Source organism: Streptomyces sp. NPDC001415 (genome assembly GCF_053597395.1).
Map to the genome: position 1 here is coordinate 26,148 of NZ_JBSFIE010000048.1, position 19,085 is coordinate 45,232.

A 19,085-nucleotide genomic window follows, 5' to 3' on the forward strand; every position below is an offset into this window, starting at 1 on the left:
GGTGTCTTTCCCCGGGAGCCCAGAGAGGTGGGCGTGGAGCGTGCTGCGACACCAGGGGCCCCCGTTGCTCAATGGCGTCGCGCAGCACCACACGCTAGCCCCCGGGGCCACAGCAGTCCCACAGTTTTCCGGCTCCCCAAACTCCCAACTCCCCATCTCCACAAGCCCCTTACACCACTCCCGTACGCTCGTCTCCCATGAGCGATCAGCAGTGGACGGACCACCCCCGGCTGAGGACCTGGCTGGCGGAACAGGAGGCGGCGTTCGCGGAGTGGGCCGCGGCGCACCCGGGCACCTGGGACTTCTCGGTGGACTCGGTCGACGAGCTGGAGCGGGCGGTGCGGGCGGACTTCGCCTCGTCGGAGTGGGAGGGCGTACGGGCCGCCCAGCACACCCCGAGCGTGACCGCGCCCGCGTGGTACCTGGGCGAGGTGTGCGTACGGGCGGGCGCGGTGTGGAAGGTGAACCCGGCGGCGCCGATGGACCCGGGAACGTGGGAGGGCCCGTTCGTCGGCGTCCCGGGCGACCCGATGGAGGACCCGGACCACGAGGACCTGTACGAGGACGATGACTACTACCCGGCGTCGGTCCCGGTGGCCGAACTGCGAGGCATGTTCCTGAAGGCCCGGCCCTGGCGGCTGCGGGATGTGGTGGGGGAGTTCGAGGAGTGGCGCCGCTCCTGAACCGGGCTTGTCCGATCCCGACGGGCAGGTCGTGCTCGCCCTCGCCTGCCCTACGAGTGGGCAGGTTCCCTTGACTTGGGGGTGGTGGGCTCTGCCGGGGAGAGGGCTGTGTTCAGGTCCCTCAGGGACTGGCGCGTGAAGCCGAAGCAGTACGTGGCCAGGAAGCCCACCGCGTAACCCGTCAGCAGGCCGCCCGCGTAGATCGCGATCGTCGTGCCCAGGCCGTGGTTGCCCTGGAGCAGGGGGAACAGGGCCCAGCCCGACGGGCCGATCGCGGTCGAGCCCACCTTGTCGCCCAGCATCGAGAACAGGCCCACGAACGCCCCGCCCGCCGCCCCGCCCACGCACGCCGTGACGAACGGGCGGCCGAGGGGGAGCGAGACGCCGTAGATCAGCGGCTCGCCCACGCCCAGGAAGCCCGCCGGGAGGGCTGATTTGATCGTGTTGCGGAGGGACTTGTTCTTCTTCGCGCGCAGGTACACCGCCGCCGCGCAGCCCACCTGGCCCGCGCCCGCCATCGCCAGGATCGGGAGCAGCACCGTGTAGCCCTGCTGCTCGATCAGGGTCGTGTGGATCGGGATCAGGGCCTGGTGCAGGCCCAGCATCACCAGCGGCAGGAACAGGCCGCCCAGGACCAGGCCCGCGAACGCGCCCGTGTTGTCCAGGAGCCAGTTCGCGCTGTGGCCGATGCCCGTCGACACCTCCCCCGCCAGGAACATCAGGCCGTAGAGAGTCACCAGGCCCGCGATCAGTACCGTCAGGGTGGGGGTGATCAGGACGTCCAAAGCTTCCGGGACCCAGCGCCTGCACCACCTTTCCACGTATACGGCCAGGAGCGCCGCTCCCAGGGCGCCGAGGACTCCGCCCTGGCCCGGCGCCAGCGTCTGGCCGAAGACCGTGATCTTCGCGACCCCCGCGAACACGATGATCGACGCCACGGCCCCGCCCAGGACCGGCGTCCCCCCGAACTCCTTCGCCGTGTTGAAGCCCACGAACACCGCGATCAGCGCCATGAAGCCCGAGGCGATGGCGGCGAGCGCGGGCGTCACGCCGGTCAGCCAGCCCAGGTTCACCAGCAGGCCGTTCAGGCCCGCGATGATGCCGCAGCCGATCAGCGCCGGGATCAGCGGCACGAAGATGTTCGCGATCCGGCGGAGGAACAGTTTGAACGGGGTGGCGTTCCTCTCCCGTCGGGCTGCCTTCAGTTCGGCGCCGCGATCTGCCAACTCCTCTGCGGTTGGCGGGAGTTGGTGGTCCGGCTCCGTCATCAGCGCCTCGAACTCCGGGGCCACCCTCGCCACCGTGCCCGGGCCGAGCACGATCTGGTACGTGTCGTCCTCGACCACGCCCAGCACCGCCGGCAGCGCCTTCAGCTCCTCGTCCTGGACCAGGGTGCGGTCCTTCAGGCCCAGCCTGAGACGGGTCATGCAGTGGGCGATCGAGTCGACGTTCCGGGCACCGCCCACGAGCGGGAGGATCGCGGCGGCTGTGGCGCGGTTCTTGTTCTCTGGGGCCATGGTGCGGTGTGCCTCGCTGTGCGGGTGCCTTGTGGTGCTGGTGCTGGTGCTGGTGCTTGCGGTGCGGGTGCGGGTGTTGGTGCTGCGGTGCTCGTGCCTTGCTGTGTGCGGTGCCGAGAGGGTCGTGAGGGTCGAGAGCGGGGTCAGGAGGCCGCGTGCAGGGCCGTGCGCAGGTGGCCTCGGCTCTCGGTCAGGAGGCGGGCCGCCGTGCCGCCCTCCACGCCGCCGAGGATGACCAGGATCGCGTTCTTCACCTCGCCGTCCGTCGCGGCGAGCGCGGCCTCGATCTCGGCGTCGTCCGCGCCGGTCGCCAGTGCCACGATGCGGCGCGAGCGGGCGCGCAGCTTCTCGTTGGAGGCCCGTACGTCGACCATCAGGTTCCCGTAGGTCTTGCCCAGCCGGATCATGGTGATCGTCGAGATCATGTTGAGGACCAGCTTCTGGGCCGTGCCCGACTTCAACCGCGTCGATCCGGTGAGGAGTTCGGGGCCGACCACGATCTCGATGCCGTGCTCGGCCGCCGCCGCGAGCGCGCTGTCCGCGTTGCAGGACAGGCCGATCGTGAGGGCGCCCACGCGCCGGGCGTGCTCGACCGCGCCGACCGCGTACGGGGTGCGGCCCGAGGCCGAGATGCCGACGACGGTGTCGAGGTGCGTCAGGTGCAGCGCGTCCAGGTCCTCCGCCGCCAACTGCTTCGAATCCTCGGCTCCTTCGACCGCCTTCACCATCGCGGACGGGCCGCCCGCGATGAGCCCGACGACCTCGGACGGGTCGGTGTTGAACGTCGGCGGGCACTCGCTCGCGTCGAGGACGCCGAGCCGCCCGGCCGTTCCGGCGCCCGCGTAGATCAGCCGGCCGCCCTGCGACATCCGCGCGGCCGTGGCGTCGATCGCGGCCGCGATGTCGGGCAGTTGCTCGGCCACGGCCGCGGGGACCGTGGCGTCCTCGCTGTTCATGATCCGCGCGATTTCGGCGGTCGGCAGCCGGTCGATCTCCGCGAGCTCGGGCCGGAACGCCTCGGTGGTGAGGGTGGCCAGCTGGGCGCGGAGTTCGGCGTAGTCCTGGGTGGTCATGGTGACAGCGGCTCTTTCTCTGCGTACGGCTCGTGCGGGTGCGGGTGCGGGTGCGGGTGCCGGTGCGGGTCTGGGTCTGGGTCCGGGTCTGAGTTCGGGTTCGGGTTCGGGTTCGGGTGCTGTGTGGGTGGCGGCGGTGGTGGCGGTTGTGGCTTCAGCGGGTGCGTGGGTTGTGGCGGTGGGCGAGTGCCTCGTACGAGGCGGACAGGGCCGGGGCCGCCGTCTCGTAGGTGCGCTGGGCGATACCGATGAACAGGCAGTCCACGACGAGGAGTTGACTCGTGCGGGACGACATGGCGGCCGGGCGCAGCTCGCTCTCGCGGGCCGTGGAGGTGGTCAGGACGTGGTCGGCGTACTGCGAGATCGGGCCGTCCGGGCGGCCGGTGATCGCGATCGTGGTGGCGCCGTGGTCGAAGGCGACCCGCAGCGGCTCTATGACGTCGCCGGTCGAGCCGGAGTGGGTGATCGCGACCGCCGCGTCGCCGGAGCGCAGCTGCACGGCGTTGGTGACGGCCAGGTGCGGGTCGGTGTGGGCGTGCGCGATGAGCCCGATGCGCAGGAGCTTCTGCGCGAGGTCCTGGCCGACGAGGGAGGAGGCGCCGACGCCGTAGATGTCGATGCGCCGGGCGCCCGCCAACGCGCTTACGGCGGAGCTGAGTTGGACGGTGTCGAGGGCGGCCGCGGTGTCGGCGAGGGTCTGCTGCTCGTCGTAGGCCAGCTTCGCGACGACGTCCGCGATCGGGTCGTCGACGGCTATGTCGGCGGTGACGGCGGGGGCCCGGCCGGACTGCTGCTGGGCGGCGAGCCCGGCGAGCGCGAGGCGCAGGTCGCGGTAGCCGGGGTAGCCGAGGAGGCGGGCGGTGCGCACGACGGTGGCCTCGCTGGTGCCGGTGAGTTCGGCGAGGCCGGTGACCGTGAGGGCCGCGCAGCCGGCCGGGTCGCCGGCGACGGCTTCGGCGACCCGCTGCATGGAGCGGGTCATGGACGGCGCGAGCGTGCGCACCTTGGCCGCGAGGGCCGCCGGTGCCGGCGGGGCGCCGCCGCCCGCAGGCGGGCTGCTGAAACTTTCCTTCACGTCATTGGTCACTCTTGAAAGATATTTTCGGGACCTTGTCCGGTCAACCCCCCTTTGGTCCCGTCGCGGCCCTCCCTTGGTCCCCTGCCCCGGCGTCGCCCGGTCCCCTTCGCTCCTGCGCCGGGAGTGGGTGGGGTGACAATGGAGGGCATGGACGACGTACAACCCATCCAGCCGCTGGAGCAAGCCCTGCACGCCGCCCGCGCCCTGGTCCTGGCGGATCTGGCGGCGCGCGACGTGGCGCACGCGGACGTGGTCTCGCTGGTCGAGGACGCGGTGACGCACCGGCGCTGGTGGGTGGAGCAGTGGCCCGAGGGCACGGAGTACGTCGCGGGCCTCGTCGCTCAGGACGTACAGGACGCGCTGCTTGAGCGGTACGGGCGCTGGCCGCTGTGCCCGGTGTGCGACGCGGGCGATCCGCATGCGCTGGACGTGGAACCGGAGCTGGGGCCCGACCCGCACTGGGTGTGCGGCAAGGCGGGCGTCGTGGTGGCCCGGGTCGGCGGCCTCGGCGGATGACCCTGTACATCGACCCGCCGACCTGGCCGGGTCATGGCCGTATGTGGTCGCATCTGGTCAGCGACGCCTCGTACGAGGAACTGCACGCGTTCGCGGCGTCGATCGGCTGCCCGCCGCGAGCCTTCGAACGTGATCACTACGACGTGCCCTCGCATCGGTACGACGACGCGGTGCGGGCGGGCGCGGTCGAGATCGGCTCGAAGGAACTCGTACGCCGTCTTACGGAGGCGGGGCTGCGGCGGCCTAAGGGGCGGCCGGCCTGAGGCCGGGCCCCGGGTCGTGGGGCGTGCGGAGAGCGTCCGAGCCCCGGCCGGAGGAACACTCTCTGGCGGGATCTTGTCGCCGGTTCGGCTGCGGCCCGTAGCCAGACGACTGCGGATCGGCTAACTTCCTTGCCAGTAGTCGTGGTTCCGAAGTCTCAACGCCCGCGGTTTACGCCGTGGGCGTTTGCTGTGCAGCAATGTCCGAGGACCAGGGCGATCACCTCACCCAGGGGTACTGACAAGCCAGTACCCCGCGATCCTCGACAGGGGAAACACATGGCAACCGGCACCGTGAAGTGGTTCAACGCGGAAAAGGGCTTCGGCTTCATCGCGCAGGACGGCGGCGGCCCGGACGTTTTCGTCCACTACTCCGCGATCAACGCCACGGGCTTCCGTGAGCTCCAGGAGAACCAGCAGGTCACCTTCGACGTCACGCAGGGCCCGAAGGGCCCGCAGGCGGAGAACGTCGTCCCCGCCTAAGCAGTGAACCTGTGACCCCGGTTTCCGCCGGGGGAACACCGAAGCGCCCCGCACCCGAGGAATGGGTGCGGGGCGCTTTCCGTGTACGGGTCAGACCTCTACGCGGGCCGGCGCGGGGGCCTGGTTCGTCGAGCGGGCCACCACGCGGGACCGGGACCTGTGCAGGCGCAGGGAGGCCGTGACCAGGGCGAGGGCGAGGATCGTCATCGCGGCGCCCGCCCACGCGGTGGCGGCGAAGCCGAGGTTCGCGCTGATCACGAGGCCGCCGAGCCAGGGGCCCGCGGTGTTGCCCAGGTTGAACGAGGACGTCGTCGTCGCGCCGGCCAGCGTCGGGGCGGCGCCGCCCACGTTGAACATGCGGGCGTTGAGCGCGGGGGCCGTGTAGAACGCCGAGAGGCCGATCAGGAACGACAGAGTGACCGCGACGGCGGGCGTCGAGGCGAACAGCGCGAGCGCGACAAGGAACACCGTCGAGGCGGTGATGCCGCTGAGCAGCACCCCGAAGAGGTGCGCGTCGGCGACCCGGCCGCCGATCGTCGTACCGATCAGCGCACCCACCCCGAACAGGCCGAGGACGGCCGGGACCCAGCCCGCGTCCACGTGCGCGACGTCCGTGAGGAGCGGCTTGAGGTAGCTGAACGCACAGAACACGCCACCCGCGGCGAGCGCGGTGATCGCGACCGAGAGCAGCACCTGCGGGTCGCGGTAGATCCGCAGCTCACGGCTGAGCCGGGGCTTCTCGGTGGGGAGCGGGATGCGCGGGATGCGGGTCACGATGCCGACCAGCGCGATCGCGGAGGCGGCGCCGACCGCCCAGAACGCGGAGCGCCAGCCCAGGCCGTCACCGAGCAGCGCGCCCAGCGGCACGCCCAGGACGTTCGCGATCGACAGGCCGCCGATCATGACGGCCATCGCGCGGGCCCGCGCGTTCACCGGGACCATCGCGATGGCGACCGCCGCGCCGACCGCCCAGAACCCCGCGCAGGCCAGCGCGGACACGATGCGCGAGGCGAAGAGCAACGCGTAGTTCGGGGCCAGCGCGCCCGCGACCTGACCCAGGCCGAAGACGGTGATCAGCGCGATCAGGGTGGTACGGCGGGGAAGTCGCAGCGTGGCCACCGCGAGCAGCGGGGCGCCCACCACCATGCCGATCGCGAAGGCCGAGATCAGCAGGCCCGCCTGCGGAATCGACACGCTCATGTCGTCCGCGATGGCCGGGAGCAGCCCCGTGAGCATGAACTCGCTCGTTCCGAGCGCGAAGACGGACAGGCCCAGGATGTAGACGGCCAGCGGCATGCGTTTCGCCGAGGAGGAGGAAGCCGAGGGGGAGGAAGAAGGGGAGAGCTGGGTGGGGGTGGGCGCGGGCACGGGCGTGGGTATGGGCTCGGCGGGCATATCGGGTGTCAACGGGTGTGGCTGGTTCTGTATTCCCTGGGCATTCCCTCGGCATTCGCTGGGAGTGATTCCCTGGGCATTCCTTGGGCGTGTCGGCGCTTGGGTCCGCTTGTGCCGGTTCGGGACAGGCCCTGGTCAGTTCCGGTTCTGCTCGAACAGGTACTGGGCCTCCCGGCCGCCGATCGGACGCGGGGTGTCGCCGATGCGGCGGAAGCCCGCTCGTTCCAGGACGCGCTGCGAGGCGGTGTTGTCCTCGTCGGTCGTGGCGTACACCGTCTCGACGTCGGGCTGCGCCAGTGCCCAGGCGGTCAGCGCCCTGAGGGACTCGGTCGCGTACCCCTGGCCCCGTACGGACTCCGCCAGGTCGTAGCCGATCTCCACGCGGCCGTCCTCCGGCGGGCCGTGGAAGCCGATGCCGCCGATGGCGCGGTCGTCCTCGGTCCGGACTATGACGTACGCGCCCCAGCCCGTGCGGTGCCGGCCGGTCTCCATGCCCGCCAGCATCTTCCCGGCGGCGAAGCGGCTGCCCTCGTGCGGGCCGCCCGGCGCCCACTCCCAGCCGCCGTCGCCGTCGTCCTGGAGCTCTGTGGCCGACGCGCGGGTCAGCTCGTGAAGGGCGACGCGGTCGGCCCGGACGGTCACGGGGAGCACGCGGGTCACCTGCTTTCCAGTTTCCAGAGGGAGTGGTCCAGTTGCCCGGTGAGCGGTGGGCTCGGGGTGATTATGCGGCCGGTCACGTGGTGAGCAGGGTCAGTTCTGCCTCAAGGTTCTCCCGGGCCGGGGCCTCCCACTCGCGCTCGCCGTACGGGGTACGGAACAGCCTTGGCAGCGCGAGCAGTTGGGTCAGCACCTCGGCGCGGCCCGCCCGGAACGCCTCGTCCGGCACGAAGGCGTACTCCTCGCGTACGGCGGCGGCGTACGCGGCGTATGCATCGGGGGCGGCGGCGAGGATCGCGAGGTCGGCGTCGCACAGCACCGCGCCGTTCGCGTCGCCGTCTTCGGGGGCGTGGGTGACGGTCAGGCGCACGAGGCGAGCCACCTCGGCGGTGTCCTCCTGGCTCAACCCGGCTTCGGGCAAGGCACGTTCGGCCAGACGGGCCGAGCGCTCCTCGTTCTCCGAACGGTCCGGGAGATACACGGCGTCGTGGAACCAGGCGGCGAGGCGTACGAGGTGGGGGTCGTCGGCGTACTGCTCCAGTACGTCGATGTGGTCCAGGACCGCTTGGAGGTGGGCGGTGGTGTGGTAGCGGCGGTGGGGCTCCGCCCAGCGGGCCAGGAGAGCGTCGGCGTACGGCTCTGGCTGCGCGGCGGGGGAGGCGGCGAGCAGGGTGGTGTGCCAGCGGGCGCGGAGGGGGTGGTTGTGCGGCATGCGGCTGAGGGTATCGGGGGTGGTCTTCCCGCCCTGCCCGCCTGTTCTGCTGCTGGACGGGAAGGCTGGGCCGCCGGTGGCTGGTTGCGCGCCGTTGGCGGCCGTCGGCCCGTGGGTGCCTGAGAACCTGTGTCTAAACCCCGCCCGGGCCCGATCCGGACTGGCTTTAGACACAGGCTCTGAGCGCCGGTGATCAGTTGGTCGCCGCCTTGAAGCTCCTCAGCCGCAGCGAGTTGCCCACCACGAACACCGACGAGAACGCCATCGCCGCGCCCGCGATCATCGGGTTCAGCAGGCCCGCCGCCGCGAGCGGCAGGGCGGCCACGTTGTAGGCGAAGGCCCAGAACAGGTTGGACTTGATGGTGCCGAGGGTCTTGCGGGAGAGCCGGATCGCGTCCGCCGCCGCCCGCAAATCGCCTCGTACGAGGGTGAGGTCGCCGGCCTCGATGGCGGCGTCCGTGCCCGTGCCCATCGCGAGGCCGAGGTCGGCCTGGGCGAGGGCGGCCGCGTCGTTGACGCCGTCGCCCACCATGGCAACCGAACGGCCCTCCGCCTGAAGGGACTTGACCACGTCCACCTTGTCCTGCGGCATGACCTCCGCGTACACGGTCTCGATGCCGACCTCCGCCGCGACCGCCTCGGCGACCGCCCGGTTGTCGCCGGTCAGCAGGATCGGGGTCAGGCCGAGGGCGCGGAGGCGGCGGATCGCCTCGGGGCTGGTCTCCTTGACCGCGTCGGCGACTTCGAGGACCGCGCGGGCCTCGCCGTCCCAGGCGACCGCGATCGCGGTACGTCCCGCCGCCTCGGACTGCTCCTTCGCCCGCTTCAGGGCCGGGGGCAGTTCCATGGCCCACTCGACCAGCAGCTTCTCGCGGCCCACCAGGACCGCGTGGCCGTCGACGATTCCCTGCACGCCGAGGCCGGCGATGTTGGCGAAGTCCTCGGGGGCCGGCAGCGTACCGACCTTGGCGGCGGCTCCGTCGGCCACCGCGCGGGCGATGGGGTGCTCGGAGGAGTGCTCCAACGCGCCTGCCAGACGCAGGACTTCGGCTTCGTCGGTGCCGTCGGCGGTGTGGACGGCGATGAGGGTCATGCGGCCCGTGGTCACCGTGCCGGTCTTGTCCAGGACGATCGTGTCGACCTTGCGCGTGGTCTCCAGGACCTCCGGGCCCTTGATCAGGATGCCGAGCTGGGCGCCCCGTCCCGTACCGACCATGAGGGCGGTCGGCGTGGCGAGGCCCAGGGCGCAGGGGCAGGCGATGATCAGTACGGCCACGGCTGCCGTGAACGCGGCGGTGAGGCCGGAGCCGTTGCCGAGCCAGAAGCCGAGGGTGGCGAGCGCGAGGCCGATGACGACCGGGACGAAGACCGCCGAGATCCTGTCGGCGAGGCGCTGGGCGGCGGCCTTGCCGTTCTGGGCGTCCTCGACGAGCTTGGCCATACGGGCGAGTTGGGTGTCCGCGCCGACGCGGGAGGCCTCGACGACCAGGCGGCCGCCCGCGTTGAGGGTGGCCCCGGTGACGGCGTCGCCGGGTGCGACCTCGACCGGGACGGACTCGCCCGTGAGCATGGAGGCGTCGACCGCGGACGTCCCCTCGACCACGACACCATCGGTGGCGATCTTCTCGCCGGGCCGGACCAGGAAGTGGTCGCCGACCTTCAACTCGGAGGTGGGGATGGTCTGTTCGCCGCCGCCGCCGTCGCGGACGACGGTCACGTCCTTGGCGCCCAGTTCGAGCAGCGCCTTCAGGGCCGCGCCCGCCTTGCGCTTGGAGCGGGCCTCGAAGTAGCGCCCGGCGAGGATGAAGGCGGTGACCCCGGCGGCGGCCTCCAGGTAGATGTTGCCCGCGCCGTCCGAGCGGCCGATGGTCAGCTCGAAGGGGTGGGTCATGCCCGGGGTGCCGGCCGTACCGAAGAACAGCGCCCACAGCGACCAGAGGAACGCGGCCGACGTGCCGAGCGAGATCAGCGTGTCCATGGTCGCCGCGCCGTGCCTGGCGTTGGTCCAGGCGGCCCGGTGGAAGGGCCAGGCGGCGTACGTCACGACCGGCGCGGTCAGGGTCAGGGAAAGCCACTGCCAGTACTCGAACTGGAGGGCCGGAGCCATCGACATCGCGATCACCGGTACGGCGAGGGCGACCGCGGTGAGCAACCGCTGCCGCAGCGGCCGCAGTTCGTCGTTCGGCTCGCCCGTGGAGGAGTCGGCTTCGGTCCGTACGGGCCGCACGGGCGCGGGCTCCTGGGCGGTGTAACCGGTGGCCTCGACGGTGGCGATGAGGTCGGCGACGGAGACGCCCTCGCGGTAGGTGACCTTCGCCTTCTCGGTGGCGTAGTTGACCGTGGCCTCGACCCCGTCCATGCGGTTGAGCTTCTTCTCGATCCTGGCCGCGCACGAGGCGCAGGTCATGCCGCCGATGGCTAGCTCGACGTCGGCGGCGCCTGATGTGGCGCCGGGGGCGGTGCCGGATGCGGTGGTGGTCATGGCTGCGGCTCCTTGTGCGGAGGGCGGAGTGCTGGAGTGCTGGAGTGCTGAGGCCGGAGGGGGGTGGTGATACCCCCAGGGGGTATTTCGATAAGATCATGTATACCCCCGGGGTGTATTGGATGCAAGGGGTGCCCCGCGGCCGCGTTTACCGTCCACGTGGGTGGGCATTTCGCGGCGTAGGCTAGTCAATGGACTAGACCTATTTGGGCCGAGCCGGGCCCGGGTTACGGAGGAATGGGGTCAGATGAGCAACCGTGCACTGCTTGAGGTGATCGCGCTCGACGCGGAGGACGCCATCGCGGCCCAGGCCGGTGGGGCGGACCGCCTGGAGCTGGTCACCGACATGGCGGCCGACGGGCTGACCCCGACCGTGGAGACCTTCGCGGCGATCCGCGCGGCCGTCGACATCCCGCTGCGGGTGATGCTGCGGGCGGCGGACGGCTTCGAGGCGGGGGACGTCTCCGCGCTCGTACGTTCCGCGCAGGCGCTGCGGGCGGAGGGGGCGGAGGAGTTCGTCCTCGGCTTCCTCGACGAGACCGGGGGGCCGGACATGGTGGCCGTACGCGCCCTCGCCTCCGCGCTGTCCGGGTGCCGCTGGACCTTCCACCGGGCCATTGACCGGGCCGCCTCCCGCGATGCGCTGCGGAAGGAACTGTCCGGGCTGGCCGGCCTTGATGCGTACCTGACCGCCGGGTCCGCGTCGGGGGTCGACGACGGACTGCCCGTTCTCCTGGCGGAGGCCGCGCGTCGGGGTGAGCCGGGTTACGAGCCGCGGATCCTCGTGGGGGGCGGGTTGCGGCTTGACCACCTGCCGGAGCTGCGGGCCGCGGGTATCGACGCGGTCCACATCGGCGGGGCGTCCCGTCCTGGCGGATGGGCCGCCCCGGTGTCCGCGGCCGCGGTCGCCGAGTGGCGCGCGGCGCTCGACGCGTAGCGGGGTGCGGGGCTCCTCTCCGGCCCGGTCGGGCGGCCCTGGCGAGCCGGGCTGAGCCCTCAGCGCCCCCAGCCCGCCCGACCACACCCCGTCCCCGGAGCCACGCGGCGGAGCCGCGGAGTGTCGCAGTCGTGAAGGGGCGGGGTGGGGAAAGCGAACCCCCCGCGCCCAAATGGCGTCCCCCATCCCCCGATTGAGACGGTGGACCACGCAAAGAACGCCAGGCCAGGGCGTTGGGGAAGCGTGTGGAGGGGTCGCGGGGATGTTGTGCGAGGCAGTGTTTCGGACTGAGGATCTGCCGGGGGCGGACCGGTTCGACTTCTGGTGTGAGCAGATCGGACGTACCCACGCCCCTCTCGACCTCCACAGCGAACACGCCGCCGACTACCGGGCGCACCAGCGCGTCCTGGAACTCGGCGCCGTCCACATGTGGCCCACCACCCACCAGTCCCTCACCTACCGCCGGACCCCCAGGCTCATCCGCGAGTCCGACCCCGAGTCGTTCCACATCGGGATCCCTCTGAAGGGGGGCAACCGAGTCGCCTTCGGTGACCAGAAGGCGGTGTACGGGGCCCGCGACATCGGGGTCTTCGACAGTTCCCGCCCCGTCGAAGTCACCTGCTCCAACGGGGCCGACCCGTTCCAGGGGATAGGGATCGAGGTCCCGAAGGCCATGCTGCACCTGCCGCAGCACAAGATGGACCAGCTCTTCGCGCGGGCCATCCCCGGTACGGACGGAATGGGCGCCCTGCTCGTACAGTTCGTCACCCGGCTCGCCGCCGACACCAGCCCCTACCAGCCCTGCGACGGGCCCCGGCTCGGGACCGTACTCCTCGACCTGCTGTCCGCCCTCTTCGCGCACACCCTCGACGCCGAACGGGCCCTGCCGCCCGAGACCCGTACCCGCGCCCTCGTCCACCGTATCCGCGCCCACGTCCAACGCAACCTGCACGACCCGCAGTTGACGCCGCCCGCCATCGCCGCCGCGCACCACATCTCCACCAGCTATCTGCACCGGCTCTTCCAGGACGAGGACGAGACCGTCGCGGCCTGGATACGGCGCCAGCGGCTTGAGCGGGCCTGTCGTGATCTCGCCGACCCGGCGATGTGCCAAACGCCCATCCACACCATCGCCGCCCGCTGGGGATTCCCCCGGGCCGCCGATTTCACGCGGGCCTTCCGGGGCGCGTACGGCATGCCGCCCAAGGACTTCCGCCGGCAGGCGCTCCGCGTGGCCACCGTGCACTGAGCGCCAAGGACTGTGAACGCTGTGCAAACGACTTCCCCCGCCCCCTCCGACAGGCTGAAGCCCGGGCTGCTCCGGGGCCGCCACCCCGTACGTCGTCCGCAAGGCCAACTGCGCCGAGTTCGCCGTCGGATGGGGTCGGCAAGGGAGCCAACGGTGGGGCAGGCGATGCGCGGGGAGGCGTGGGCCGCGAAGAGATCCACGGGGGTGGTCTTTTCGTGACCGGCGCCGCCGACGCGCCCCAGGCGTCCGGGGCCACCGCGCACGTCGTCGTCATCGTGGCGAGCTCCGGCTGCGTCAGGATCCCGCGCGCCGACACTCCGGACGGCGAGGTGCCGCTGACCCGGGCGCTCGTACGAAATCACCCTCGCCTACTGCCAGTTGGGCCCACACCGTCTTCAGCGGGGGTGGGCCCTCCGTCGTGCCCCAGTGGTCGGCGAACCCCTGGACGATGAGCAGGCCGCGTCCTGACTCGGCGTCGGCGGGTGCGCCGCCGGCCACCACCGGCAGCGCCTTGTCCGCCCGGGTGTCGGTCACCTCGATGCGCAGGACGCCGTCCTCGCGCAGCAGCAGCCCCAGCTCGAAGCCGCGTCCGGACACGTACGCGTGCAGCACGGCGTTCGCGGCCAGCTCCGCCACGATCAGCGCCGCCGTGTCGGAGACCTCGCTGTCGTGCGGGACGCCCCACGCGTCCAACTGCCCCTGCGCCAGCCGCCGCGCCAGGACGGCCGCCCGCCGCGTCGACGCGAACCGCCTTCTGAACACACGCACGGTAGCCGGAAGTTGACGGGCTCTTGATTCTGTTTCGAGGTGCATACGACCACGTTGGCGGGGCCGGATCGCCCGCGACCAGGCATCCGCCGCGTACGCTCCGCGAGCGTACGCGCACGTGGTGTAGACGGTACGCGCCGCGTGCCGTAACTCTGGGTGAGTTGCGAACGCGGGGCGATCCGTTCACCGGGAGGTGGCCGCCGATGGCATGGGACCACGAAGCACACGATGGGGAACCCGACTCCTCCGACAGTCTGCGGACGTTCGGCGCGGTCGTCCAGGCCCTGCGCGAACACGCCGGCCTCAGCCGCGAGGACCTCGCGGCGCTGGTCGGCTACTCCAAACACACCGTCGCCTCCGTGGAGTTGGGGCGCCGTATGCCCTACCCCGACTTCATCGAGGGCACGGAGGAGGCCACGGGCAACACGGGGGCGCTGAAGAGGGCGGCTCGGTATTTGAGCAGGCAGCCGGGCCTCGCATCCTGGTTCCGCAAATGGGCTCTCCTTGAGCGGGAGGCCATCAGCCTGTACACGTACGAGTCCCGGCTGGTGCCGGGGCTGCTTCAGACTGAGGCGTACGCCCGGGTGCTGTTCAGGGCGCAGCTGCCTCCTCTCGCTGACGCGCAGATCGAGGCCAACTTGGCGGCCCGGCTGGAGCGACAGCAGTTGCTGGCGGACCGCCCCAACACCGCGTACAGCTTCATCATCGATGAGTACGTCTTCGCTCGACGTACTGGTGGGCCGGAGGTGACCCGAGAACTGATCGACTTCGTTCTGGAGAGCACGTCACCCAGGAACGTCGAGCTCCAAATCCTCCCGATGGACACGGGAGTTCATGCAGGCCTGGCCGGGCCCATGCGGCTTGCTGAAACTCCGTCCCACCAGTGGTTCGGTTACTGCGAGGGGCAGCGAGCGGGGTTGTTCGTAGCCGACCCGAAAGAGGTCAGTACGCTTCACATGCGGTATGCGAAACTTCGGTCACAGGCCCTTACGCCTGAGCAATCGGTGGGCCGACTGGAGCTACTGCGAGGAGCGCCATGAGCACAACCGAACTCGGCTGGTTCAAGAGCAGTTACAGCAGCGGTGACGGTGACGACTGTGTTGAAGTCGCCCTCGACTGGCGGAAGTCGACGTACAGCAGCGGTGATGGTGACAGTTGTGTCGAGGTAGCCCACTCCTGGCGGAAGGCCACGTACAGCGGCGACTCCAGTGGTGACTGCGTCGAAGTAGCCGAATGCTGGAGCAAGTCCAGCTACAGCAGCGCCGAAGGCGATGACTGCGTGGAGGTGGCCGCCTGCCCCGCCACCATCCACATCCGCGACTCCAAGAACAAAACCGGCCCTCAGCTCACCCTCTCTCCCGCCGCCTGGGGCGACTTCGTCGCCTTCGCGGGGCGGGGGTGACGGTCGCGGGTTGTCGCGTACCCCACCGCAAGTGACAGCAAGGTCAGGGCAGTTGAGGCGAAGGGGAACCACCTGTCGCCCAGGGTTGCTATGGCCGCGCTGCCCGTGACGCCCGCTGCCGCGATGCCCAGGTAGAGCGCGGTGGAGTTGAGGGACAGGAGCAACGGGGCGTTCGGTGGGTCGAGGGAGACCAGGCGGGCCGGGAGGGCGATGGCGACCGCCCAGCCCGCGAGCGGGTTGAGTACGGAGGCGATGAGGGCGGTCGTCATGGACTGCATCAGCCAGGGCAGGGCGAAGCTGACGGCTGCCTGCACCGTGCCGCCCACCAGCATCACGCCCCTCGGGCCCCACTTGTCGACGAGGCGGCCGCCCAAGTTGCTGCCCGCCACCGAGAAGATGCCGGACACGAGCAGGAGCAGGGTGAGGCGGGACTGGTCGCCGCCGGTCGCGGGGGCCGCCGCGACCGTGAAGTAGATGAAGACCGTCTGGAAGGCGAGCAGGACCAGGAAGGTCGTGGCGGTCCCGCCGAGTACGTGGCGGTTGGTGAGCGGGGCGAGCCGGGTGCGCAGGGAGACGGCGGGCGCGGGCGCCGGGAGGTCGCGCAGCATCAGGGCGAGGCCCGCGAAGGCGGCCGCGCCGAGCACGGTGACCAGCCACATCGTGAGCCGCCAGTCGGAGCGGCCGATCCAGGTGCCGAGTGGTACGCCGAGCGCGGTGGCCACCGTCATGCCGCCCATGACCGTGGCGATGGCCCGGCCCCGGCGCTCCGGCGGTACGAGCGCGGTGGCGGCGGCGCTCGCGGTCGGGGTGTAGAGCGCGGCGCCGACGGCGGCCAGAACCCTGGTCAGGAGCAGCGCGCCGAAGGTGGGGGCGAGCGCCGACAGGGCGTTGGCCAGCGTGAACACGGTGAGCGCGATGAGCAGGGTGCGACGCCGGGGCCACCTCGCGGTGAGCGTCGCGAGGACGGGTGCGAGCACCGCGTACGAAAGCGCGAACACGGTGATCATCTGGCCGGCGGCCGCGACGGAGACGTCCAGGTCGCGGCCGACCAGGCCGAGAATTCCGGCGATCACCATGCCGTCCGTTCCGACGGCGAAGGTGCCGAGGGCGAGCAGGATCAGGCGTAAGCGCATGGGTGGTCCCCTTCCACGGGCAGCGCGGTGCGACAATGGTTTGACAAGCATCAAACGAAGTGAGCGCCTCGAATATTAGGTGTTGTTTGATGTTTGTCAAACAGTTTCGGGGGGAGGGAGAGTGCGGGCATGGAGACGGAGAAGGGGCCTGAGCAGGACCTGCTGGCCGACGACGACCCCCGCGGGGAGCAGCTTCCGCAGCCCGACGCGGCCGACATCGAGCTGGTGAAGGTGCTGCACGCACTGGGTGACCCCGTGCGGCTGTGGCTGCTCAAGGTGTACGCCGACGGCGCCCAGTACAGCTGCAAGCCCGGCGCGCTGGGCCTGGACCACCTGCACAAGTCGACCGTCTCGCACCACATGCGGACCCTGCGCGAGGCCGGGGTCACCTCGACCCGCGTCGTCGGCCGCAACCGCTATGTGCGGCTGCGGCGCGAGGACCTCGATGCCCGCTTCCCCGGCCTGCTCGACGCGCTGATCAAGTCGCTGCCGTATTAGGCCCAGCATGCTGGAGCGGCCGGCGGCCTGATGCGGCCGCTCCGCGTCACTCGGCCAATTGGCGTGGCAGCGGGGCCGTGTGGACGACGGTGAGGCCCGAGACCGCTCGGGTCAGGGCCACGTACAGGCGGCGCAGGCCCGTGCGTTCGTCGGGTTCGCCGTCCACCACCGCGGCCGGCTCGTCCAGGACCACGTAGTCGTACTCCAGGCCCTTCGCCAGCGAGGCCGGGACCAGGGTCAGGCGGGAGTCGGCCGTCGTCTCCTCGCCGGGGGCCAGATGGGCGAGGCCCGCCGCCTCAAGTGCCTTGGCCAGTACGGGAATTCGGGCATCCGCCGCGATCAGGCCGATCGAGCCCTCGTGCGCCAGGGACTCCACGCAGGCGGCCACCACCTCCGCGTCCGGATCTGCCGACTCGCTCACCTCTCGTACGTCGAGGGAGCCCGGAGTCTCACGTACCGACTCCACCGCCGCCAGACCGGGGGAGATCGACGGCAGCAGCTTCGAGGCGTACGCGATGACCTCGCGCGGCACGCGGAAACCGGCCGTCAGCTCCTCGACCACCGCCTCGCCCTTGCCCAGGTGACGCAGCGCCTCGGCCCAACTCGCCGTCGCCCAGGGCGTGGTGCCCTGCGCCAGGTCGCCGAGGACGGTCGCCGAACCCGTCGTGCAGCGGCGGCCGACCGCGCGGTACTGCATGGGGGAGAGGTCCTGCGCCTCGTCGAGTACGACATGGCCGAGCGAGTGGGTGCGGGCCACCAGGTCGTTCGCCTCGTCGATGAGGACGGCGTCCGCCGCCGTCCACTTCGCCGACTTCACGCTGCGCGCGGGCTTGGGGGAGGTGATCGCCTTCTGCTCGTCGGCCGTGAGGACGCCTTCGGCGTGCGCCGCCAGAAAATCGGGGTCGTTCAGCAGACGCAGCACCAGCTTCGCCGGGTCGACCGGGGGCCAGATCGCCTTCACCGCCGCCTTGACCGCCGCATTCCGGGCCACCGCGTCCTGTACGCGGTCGTCGGGCGCCTCGCCCGCCTGCTCCATCCGTACGAGCACGGTGTGCGCGATCCGCTGAGGCAGCGCCTCGCGGGCAGCACCGTAACGGATGTCCCGGTCCCTCAACTCCTCGACGATCTCGGCGAGTTCATACGCCGGGACCCGCCAGCGGCGCGAACCGCGCACCACCACGAGAGGCTCGGTGGGGGTCGTGACGTGCGACCAGACGGCCCTGCGGAGCACCTCGGCCATGCGGGCGTCGCCCTTGACTACGGCCGACCCGGCCTCGTCGGTGCCGCGCACCTCGACGCCCGTCGTCACGAGGTCGTCGACCGTCGCCTGCTTCACCTCCAACTCACCCAGAGCCGGGAGGACTTGCTCGATGTAGTGCAGGAACGACTTGTTCGGGCCGATGACCAGGGTGCCGGTGCGGGCGAGGCGGTCGCGGTGGGCGTAGAGCAGGTACGCGACCCGGTGCAGGCCGACGGCCGTCTTTCCCGTGCCGGGGCCGCCCTGCACGCAGACGCTGCCGCCCAGGCCGGACCGTACGATCTCGTCCTGCTCGGGCTGGATCGTGGCGACGATGTCGCGCATCGGGCCCACTCGGGGGCGCTCGATCTCGGCCTGGAGGAGTTTGCTGGTGGTGGCGGCCTCGGTGGGGTCGGTGAGGTGCTCGTCCTCGTACGCCGTCAGGTCGCCGCCCGTGTAGCCGAAGCGGCGGCGCAGCCCGATGTCCATCGGGTCCTTCTTCGAGGCGCGGTAGAACGGCTGCGAGACGGGGGCGCGCCAGTCGATGACCATCGGGTCGCCGTCCGCGTCGTGGACATGCCGACGCCCGATGTAGAACTGCTCTCCCTCCGCCCCTTCGGCCAGGTCTGCGCCGGGGGCGTGCAGATAGTTCAGGCGGCCGAAGAAGAGGGGGGTGTGGGAGAGGTCCGCGAGAGCCTTGATGCGGTCGTCGATCTGGCGCTGGAGGACGGCGGCGTTGACCCAGTTCGCGGTGACGTCCTTGATGTCGAGGTTCTCGACGTCTTCGCGCATCGCGCGTAGTGCTGCGCGGGACCGGGTGAGGTGGGTGCGCTCGTGATGCAGGGGGTCCTGGGGGTCGGGGGGTTCGGGGTCGTGCGTCTGCACGGGGTGCCTCCGGCGGTTTGGCGGACGTCGAGCAGCCGGTTGACGGCCGTCGCGAAGTCGGCGGCGAACCGCTCCGGGTCCAGCGGGGTGCCATTCCCGTCCAGCTCCTGCTCGATCGGC

General features: G+C 71.1%; 19 protein-coding genes. 9 read left to right on the forward strand and 10 right to left on the reverse strand.

The annotated features are described in order from the left end of the window. Positions 1 to 197: 197 nt before the first annotated feature. A complete protein-coding gene (locus ACWC2B_RS35275) occupies positions 198 to 683 on the forward strand; it encodes a hypothetical protein (protein WP_450723969.1) in 486 nt (161 codons plus the stop codon). A 50-nt stretch (positions 684 to 733) separates the two neighbouring features. On the opposite strand, the gene ACWC2B_RS35280 is transcribed toward ACWC2B_RS35275, so the two are convergent. The 3 genes from ACWC2B_RS35280 to ACWC2B_RS35290 form a co-directional block, all read right to left on the reverse strand. Then, positions 734 to 2,200 carry a PTS transporter subunit EIIC gene (locus tag ACWC2B_RS35280; protein ID WP_450723971.1) on the reverse strand — a complete coding sequence of 489 codons (1,467 nt, stop codon included), beginning with the start codon at positions 2,198 to 2,200 and terminating at the stop codon, positions 734 to 736. Between the two features lie 143 nt (positions 2,201 to 2,343). Continuing rightward, complete coding sequence (gene murQ / locus ACWC2B_RS35285; RefSeq protein WP_450723973.1) at positions 2,344 to 3,273, reverse strand: N-acetylmuramic acid 6-phosphate etherase; 930 nt, start codon at positions 3,271 to 3,273, stop codon at positions 2,344 to 2,346. A 154-nt stretch (positions 3,274 to 3,427) separates the two neighbouring features. Continuing rightward, positions 3,428 to 4,360, reverse strand: coding sequence for a MurR/RpiR family transcriptional regulator (locus ACWC2B_RS35290; RefSeq protein WP_450723975.1), 933 nt, complete (start codon positions 4,358 to 4,360; stop codon positions 3,428 to 3,430). 138 nt (positions 4,361 to 4,498) lie between these two features. On the opposite strand from ACWC2B_RS35290, the gene ACWC2B_RS35295 reads away from it, so the two are divergent. The 3 genes from ACWC2B_RS35295 (at position 4,499) to ACWC2B_RS35305 (ending at position 5,610) form a co-directional block, all read left to right on the forward strand. Next, positions 4,499 to 4,867: a hypothetical protein gene (locus ACWC2B_RS35295; protein WP_450723977.1), complete on the forward strand. Its 369-nt coding sequence runs from the start codon at positions 4,499 to 4,501 to the stop codon at positions 4,865 to 4,867. Continuing rightward, positions 4,864 to 5,130, forward strand: coding sequence for a DUF4031 domain-containing protein (locus tag ACWC2B_RS35300; RefSeq protein WP_450723979.1), 267 nt, complete (start codon positions 4,864 to 4,866; stop codon positions 5,128 to 5,130). The genes ACWC2B_RS35295 and ACWC2B_RS35300 overlap by 4 nt, the downstream gene beginning before the upstream one ends. 276 nt (positions 5,131 to 5,406) lie before the next feature. Beyond that, complete coding sequence (locus tag ACWC2B_RS35305) at positions 5,407 to 5,610, forward strand: cold-shock protein (RefSeq protein WP_450723981.1); 204 nt, start codon at positions 5,407 to 5,409, stop codon at positions 5,608 to 5,610. A gap of 90 nt (positions 5,611 to 5,700) precedes the next feature. Here ACWC2B_RS35305 and ACWC2B_RS35310 read toward each other — a convergent pair whose 3' ends face one another. From ACWC2B_RS35310 to ACWC2B_RS35325, 4 genes are all read right to left on the reverse strand, one after another. Next, positions 5,701 to 6,906, reverse strand: coding sequence for a Cmx/CmrA family chloramphenicol efflux MFS transporter (locus tag ACWC2B_RS35310; protein WP_450724003.1), 1,206 nt, complete (start codon positions 6,904 to 6,906; stop codon positions 5,701 to 5,703). Between the two features lie 234 nt (positions 6,907 to 7,140). Beyond that, entirely contained in the window at positions 7,141 to 7,656 is a 516-nt protein-coding gene (locus ACWC2B_RS35315) for a GNAT family N-acetyltransferase (RefSeq protein WP_450723983.1), read from the reverse strand. Positions 7,657 to 7,738: 82 nt separating this feature from the next. Beyond that, a complete protein-coding gene (locus ACWC2B_RS35320; protein ID WP_450723985.1) occupies positions 7,739 to 8,374 on the reverse strand; it encodes an HD domain-containing protein in 636 nt (211 codons plus the stop codon). Between the two features lie 193 nt (positions 8,375 to 8,567). After that, positions 8,568 to 10,856, reverse strand: coding sequence for a heavy metal translocating P-type ATPase (locus ACWC2B_RS35325; RefSeq protein WP_450723987.1), 2,289 nt, complete (start codon positions 10,854 to 10,856; stop codon positions 8,568 to 8,570). A gap of 247 nt (positions 10,857 to 11,103) precedes the next feature. Here ACWC2B_RS35325 and ACWC2B_RS35330 point away from each other — a divergent pair, with 247 nt between their 5' ends. Further along, on the forward strand, positions 11,104 to 11,793 hold the full coding sequence (locus tag ACWC2B_RS35330; protein WP_450723989.1) for a copper homeostasis protein CutC: 690 nt from the start codon (positions 11,104 to 11,106) through the stop codon (positions 11,791 to 11,793). 262 nt (positions 11,794 to 12,055) lie between these two features. Then, positions 12,056 to 13,042: an AraC-like ligand-binding domain-containing protein gene (locus ACWC2B_RS35335; RefSeq protein ID WP_450723991.1), complete on the forward strand. Its 987-nt coding sequence runs from the start codon at positions 12,056 to 12,058 to the stop codon at positions 13,040 to 13,042. Positions 13,043 to 13,336: 294 nt separating this feature from the next. Here the strand turns inward: ACWC2B_RS35335 and ACWC2B_RS35340 are convergent, their stop codons facing one another. Beyond that, positions 13,337 to 13,804, reverse strand: coding sequence for an ATP-binding protein (locus ACWC2B_RS35340; RefSeq protein ID WP_450724005.1), 468 nt, complete (start codon positions 13,802 to 13,804; stop codon positions 13,337 to 13,339). Positions 13,805 to 14,013: 209 nt separating this feature from the next. Between ACWC2B_RS35340 and ACWC2B_RS35345 the strand changes: the two genes are divergently transcribed. Continuing rightward, positions 14,014 to 14,850, forward strand: a complete 837-nt coding sequence (locus ACWC2B_RS35345; protein ID WP_450723993.1) for a helix-turn-helix domain-containing protein — start codon at positions 14,014 to 14,016, stop codon at positions 14,848 to 14,850. Beyond that, positions 14,847 to 15,212, forward strand: a complete 366-nt coding sequence (locus ACWC2B_RS35350; protein WP_450723995.1) for a DUF397 domain-containing protein — start codon at positions 14,847 to 14,849, stop codon at positions 15,210 to 15,212. Before ACWC2B_RS35345 ends, ACWC2B_RS35350 begins: the two co-directional genes overlap by 4 nt. Here ACWC2B_RS35350 and ACWC2B_RS35355 read toward each other — a convergent pair. After that, the gene (locus ACWC2B_RS35355; RefSeq protein WP_450723997.1) at positions 15,152 to 16,345 is read right to left on the reverse strand and encodes an MFS transporter; all 1,194 of its coding nucleotides are present in this window, start codon (positions 16,343 to 16,345) and stop codon (positions 15,152 to 15,154) included. The genes ACWC2B_RS35350 and ACWC2B_RS35355 overlap by 61 nt on opposite strands. 129 nt (positions 16,346 to 16,474) lie before the next feature. Between ACWC2B_RS35355 and ACWC2B_RS35360 the strand changes: the two genes are divergently transcribed. Beyond that, complete coding sequence (locus ACWC2B_RS35360) at positions 16,475 to 16,843, forward strand: ArsR/SmtB family transcription factor (RefSeq protein WP_450723999.1); 369 nt, start codon at positions 16,475 to 16,477, stop codon at positions 16,841 to 16,843. A 46-nt stretch (positions 16,844 to 16,889) separates the two neighbouring features. Here the strand turns inward: ACWC2B_RS35360 and ACWC2B_RS35365 are convergent, their stop codons facing one another. Continuing rightward, on the reverse strand, positions 16,890 to 18,965 hold the full coding sequence (locus tag ACWC2B_RS35365) for a HelD family protein (RefSeq protein ID WP_450724001.1): 2,076 nt from the start codon (positions 18,963 to 18,965) through the stop codon (positions 16,890 to 16,892). Positions 18,966 to 19,085: the final 120 nt, after the last annotated feature.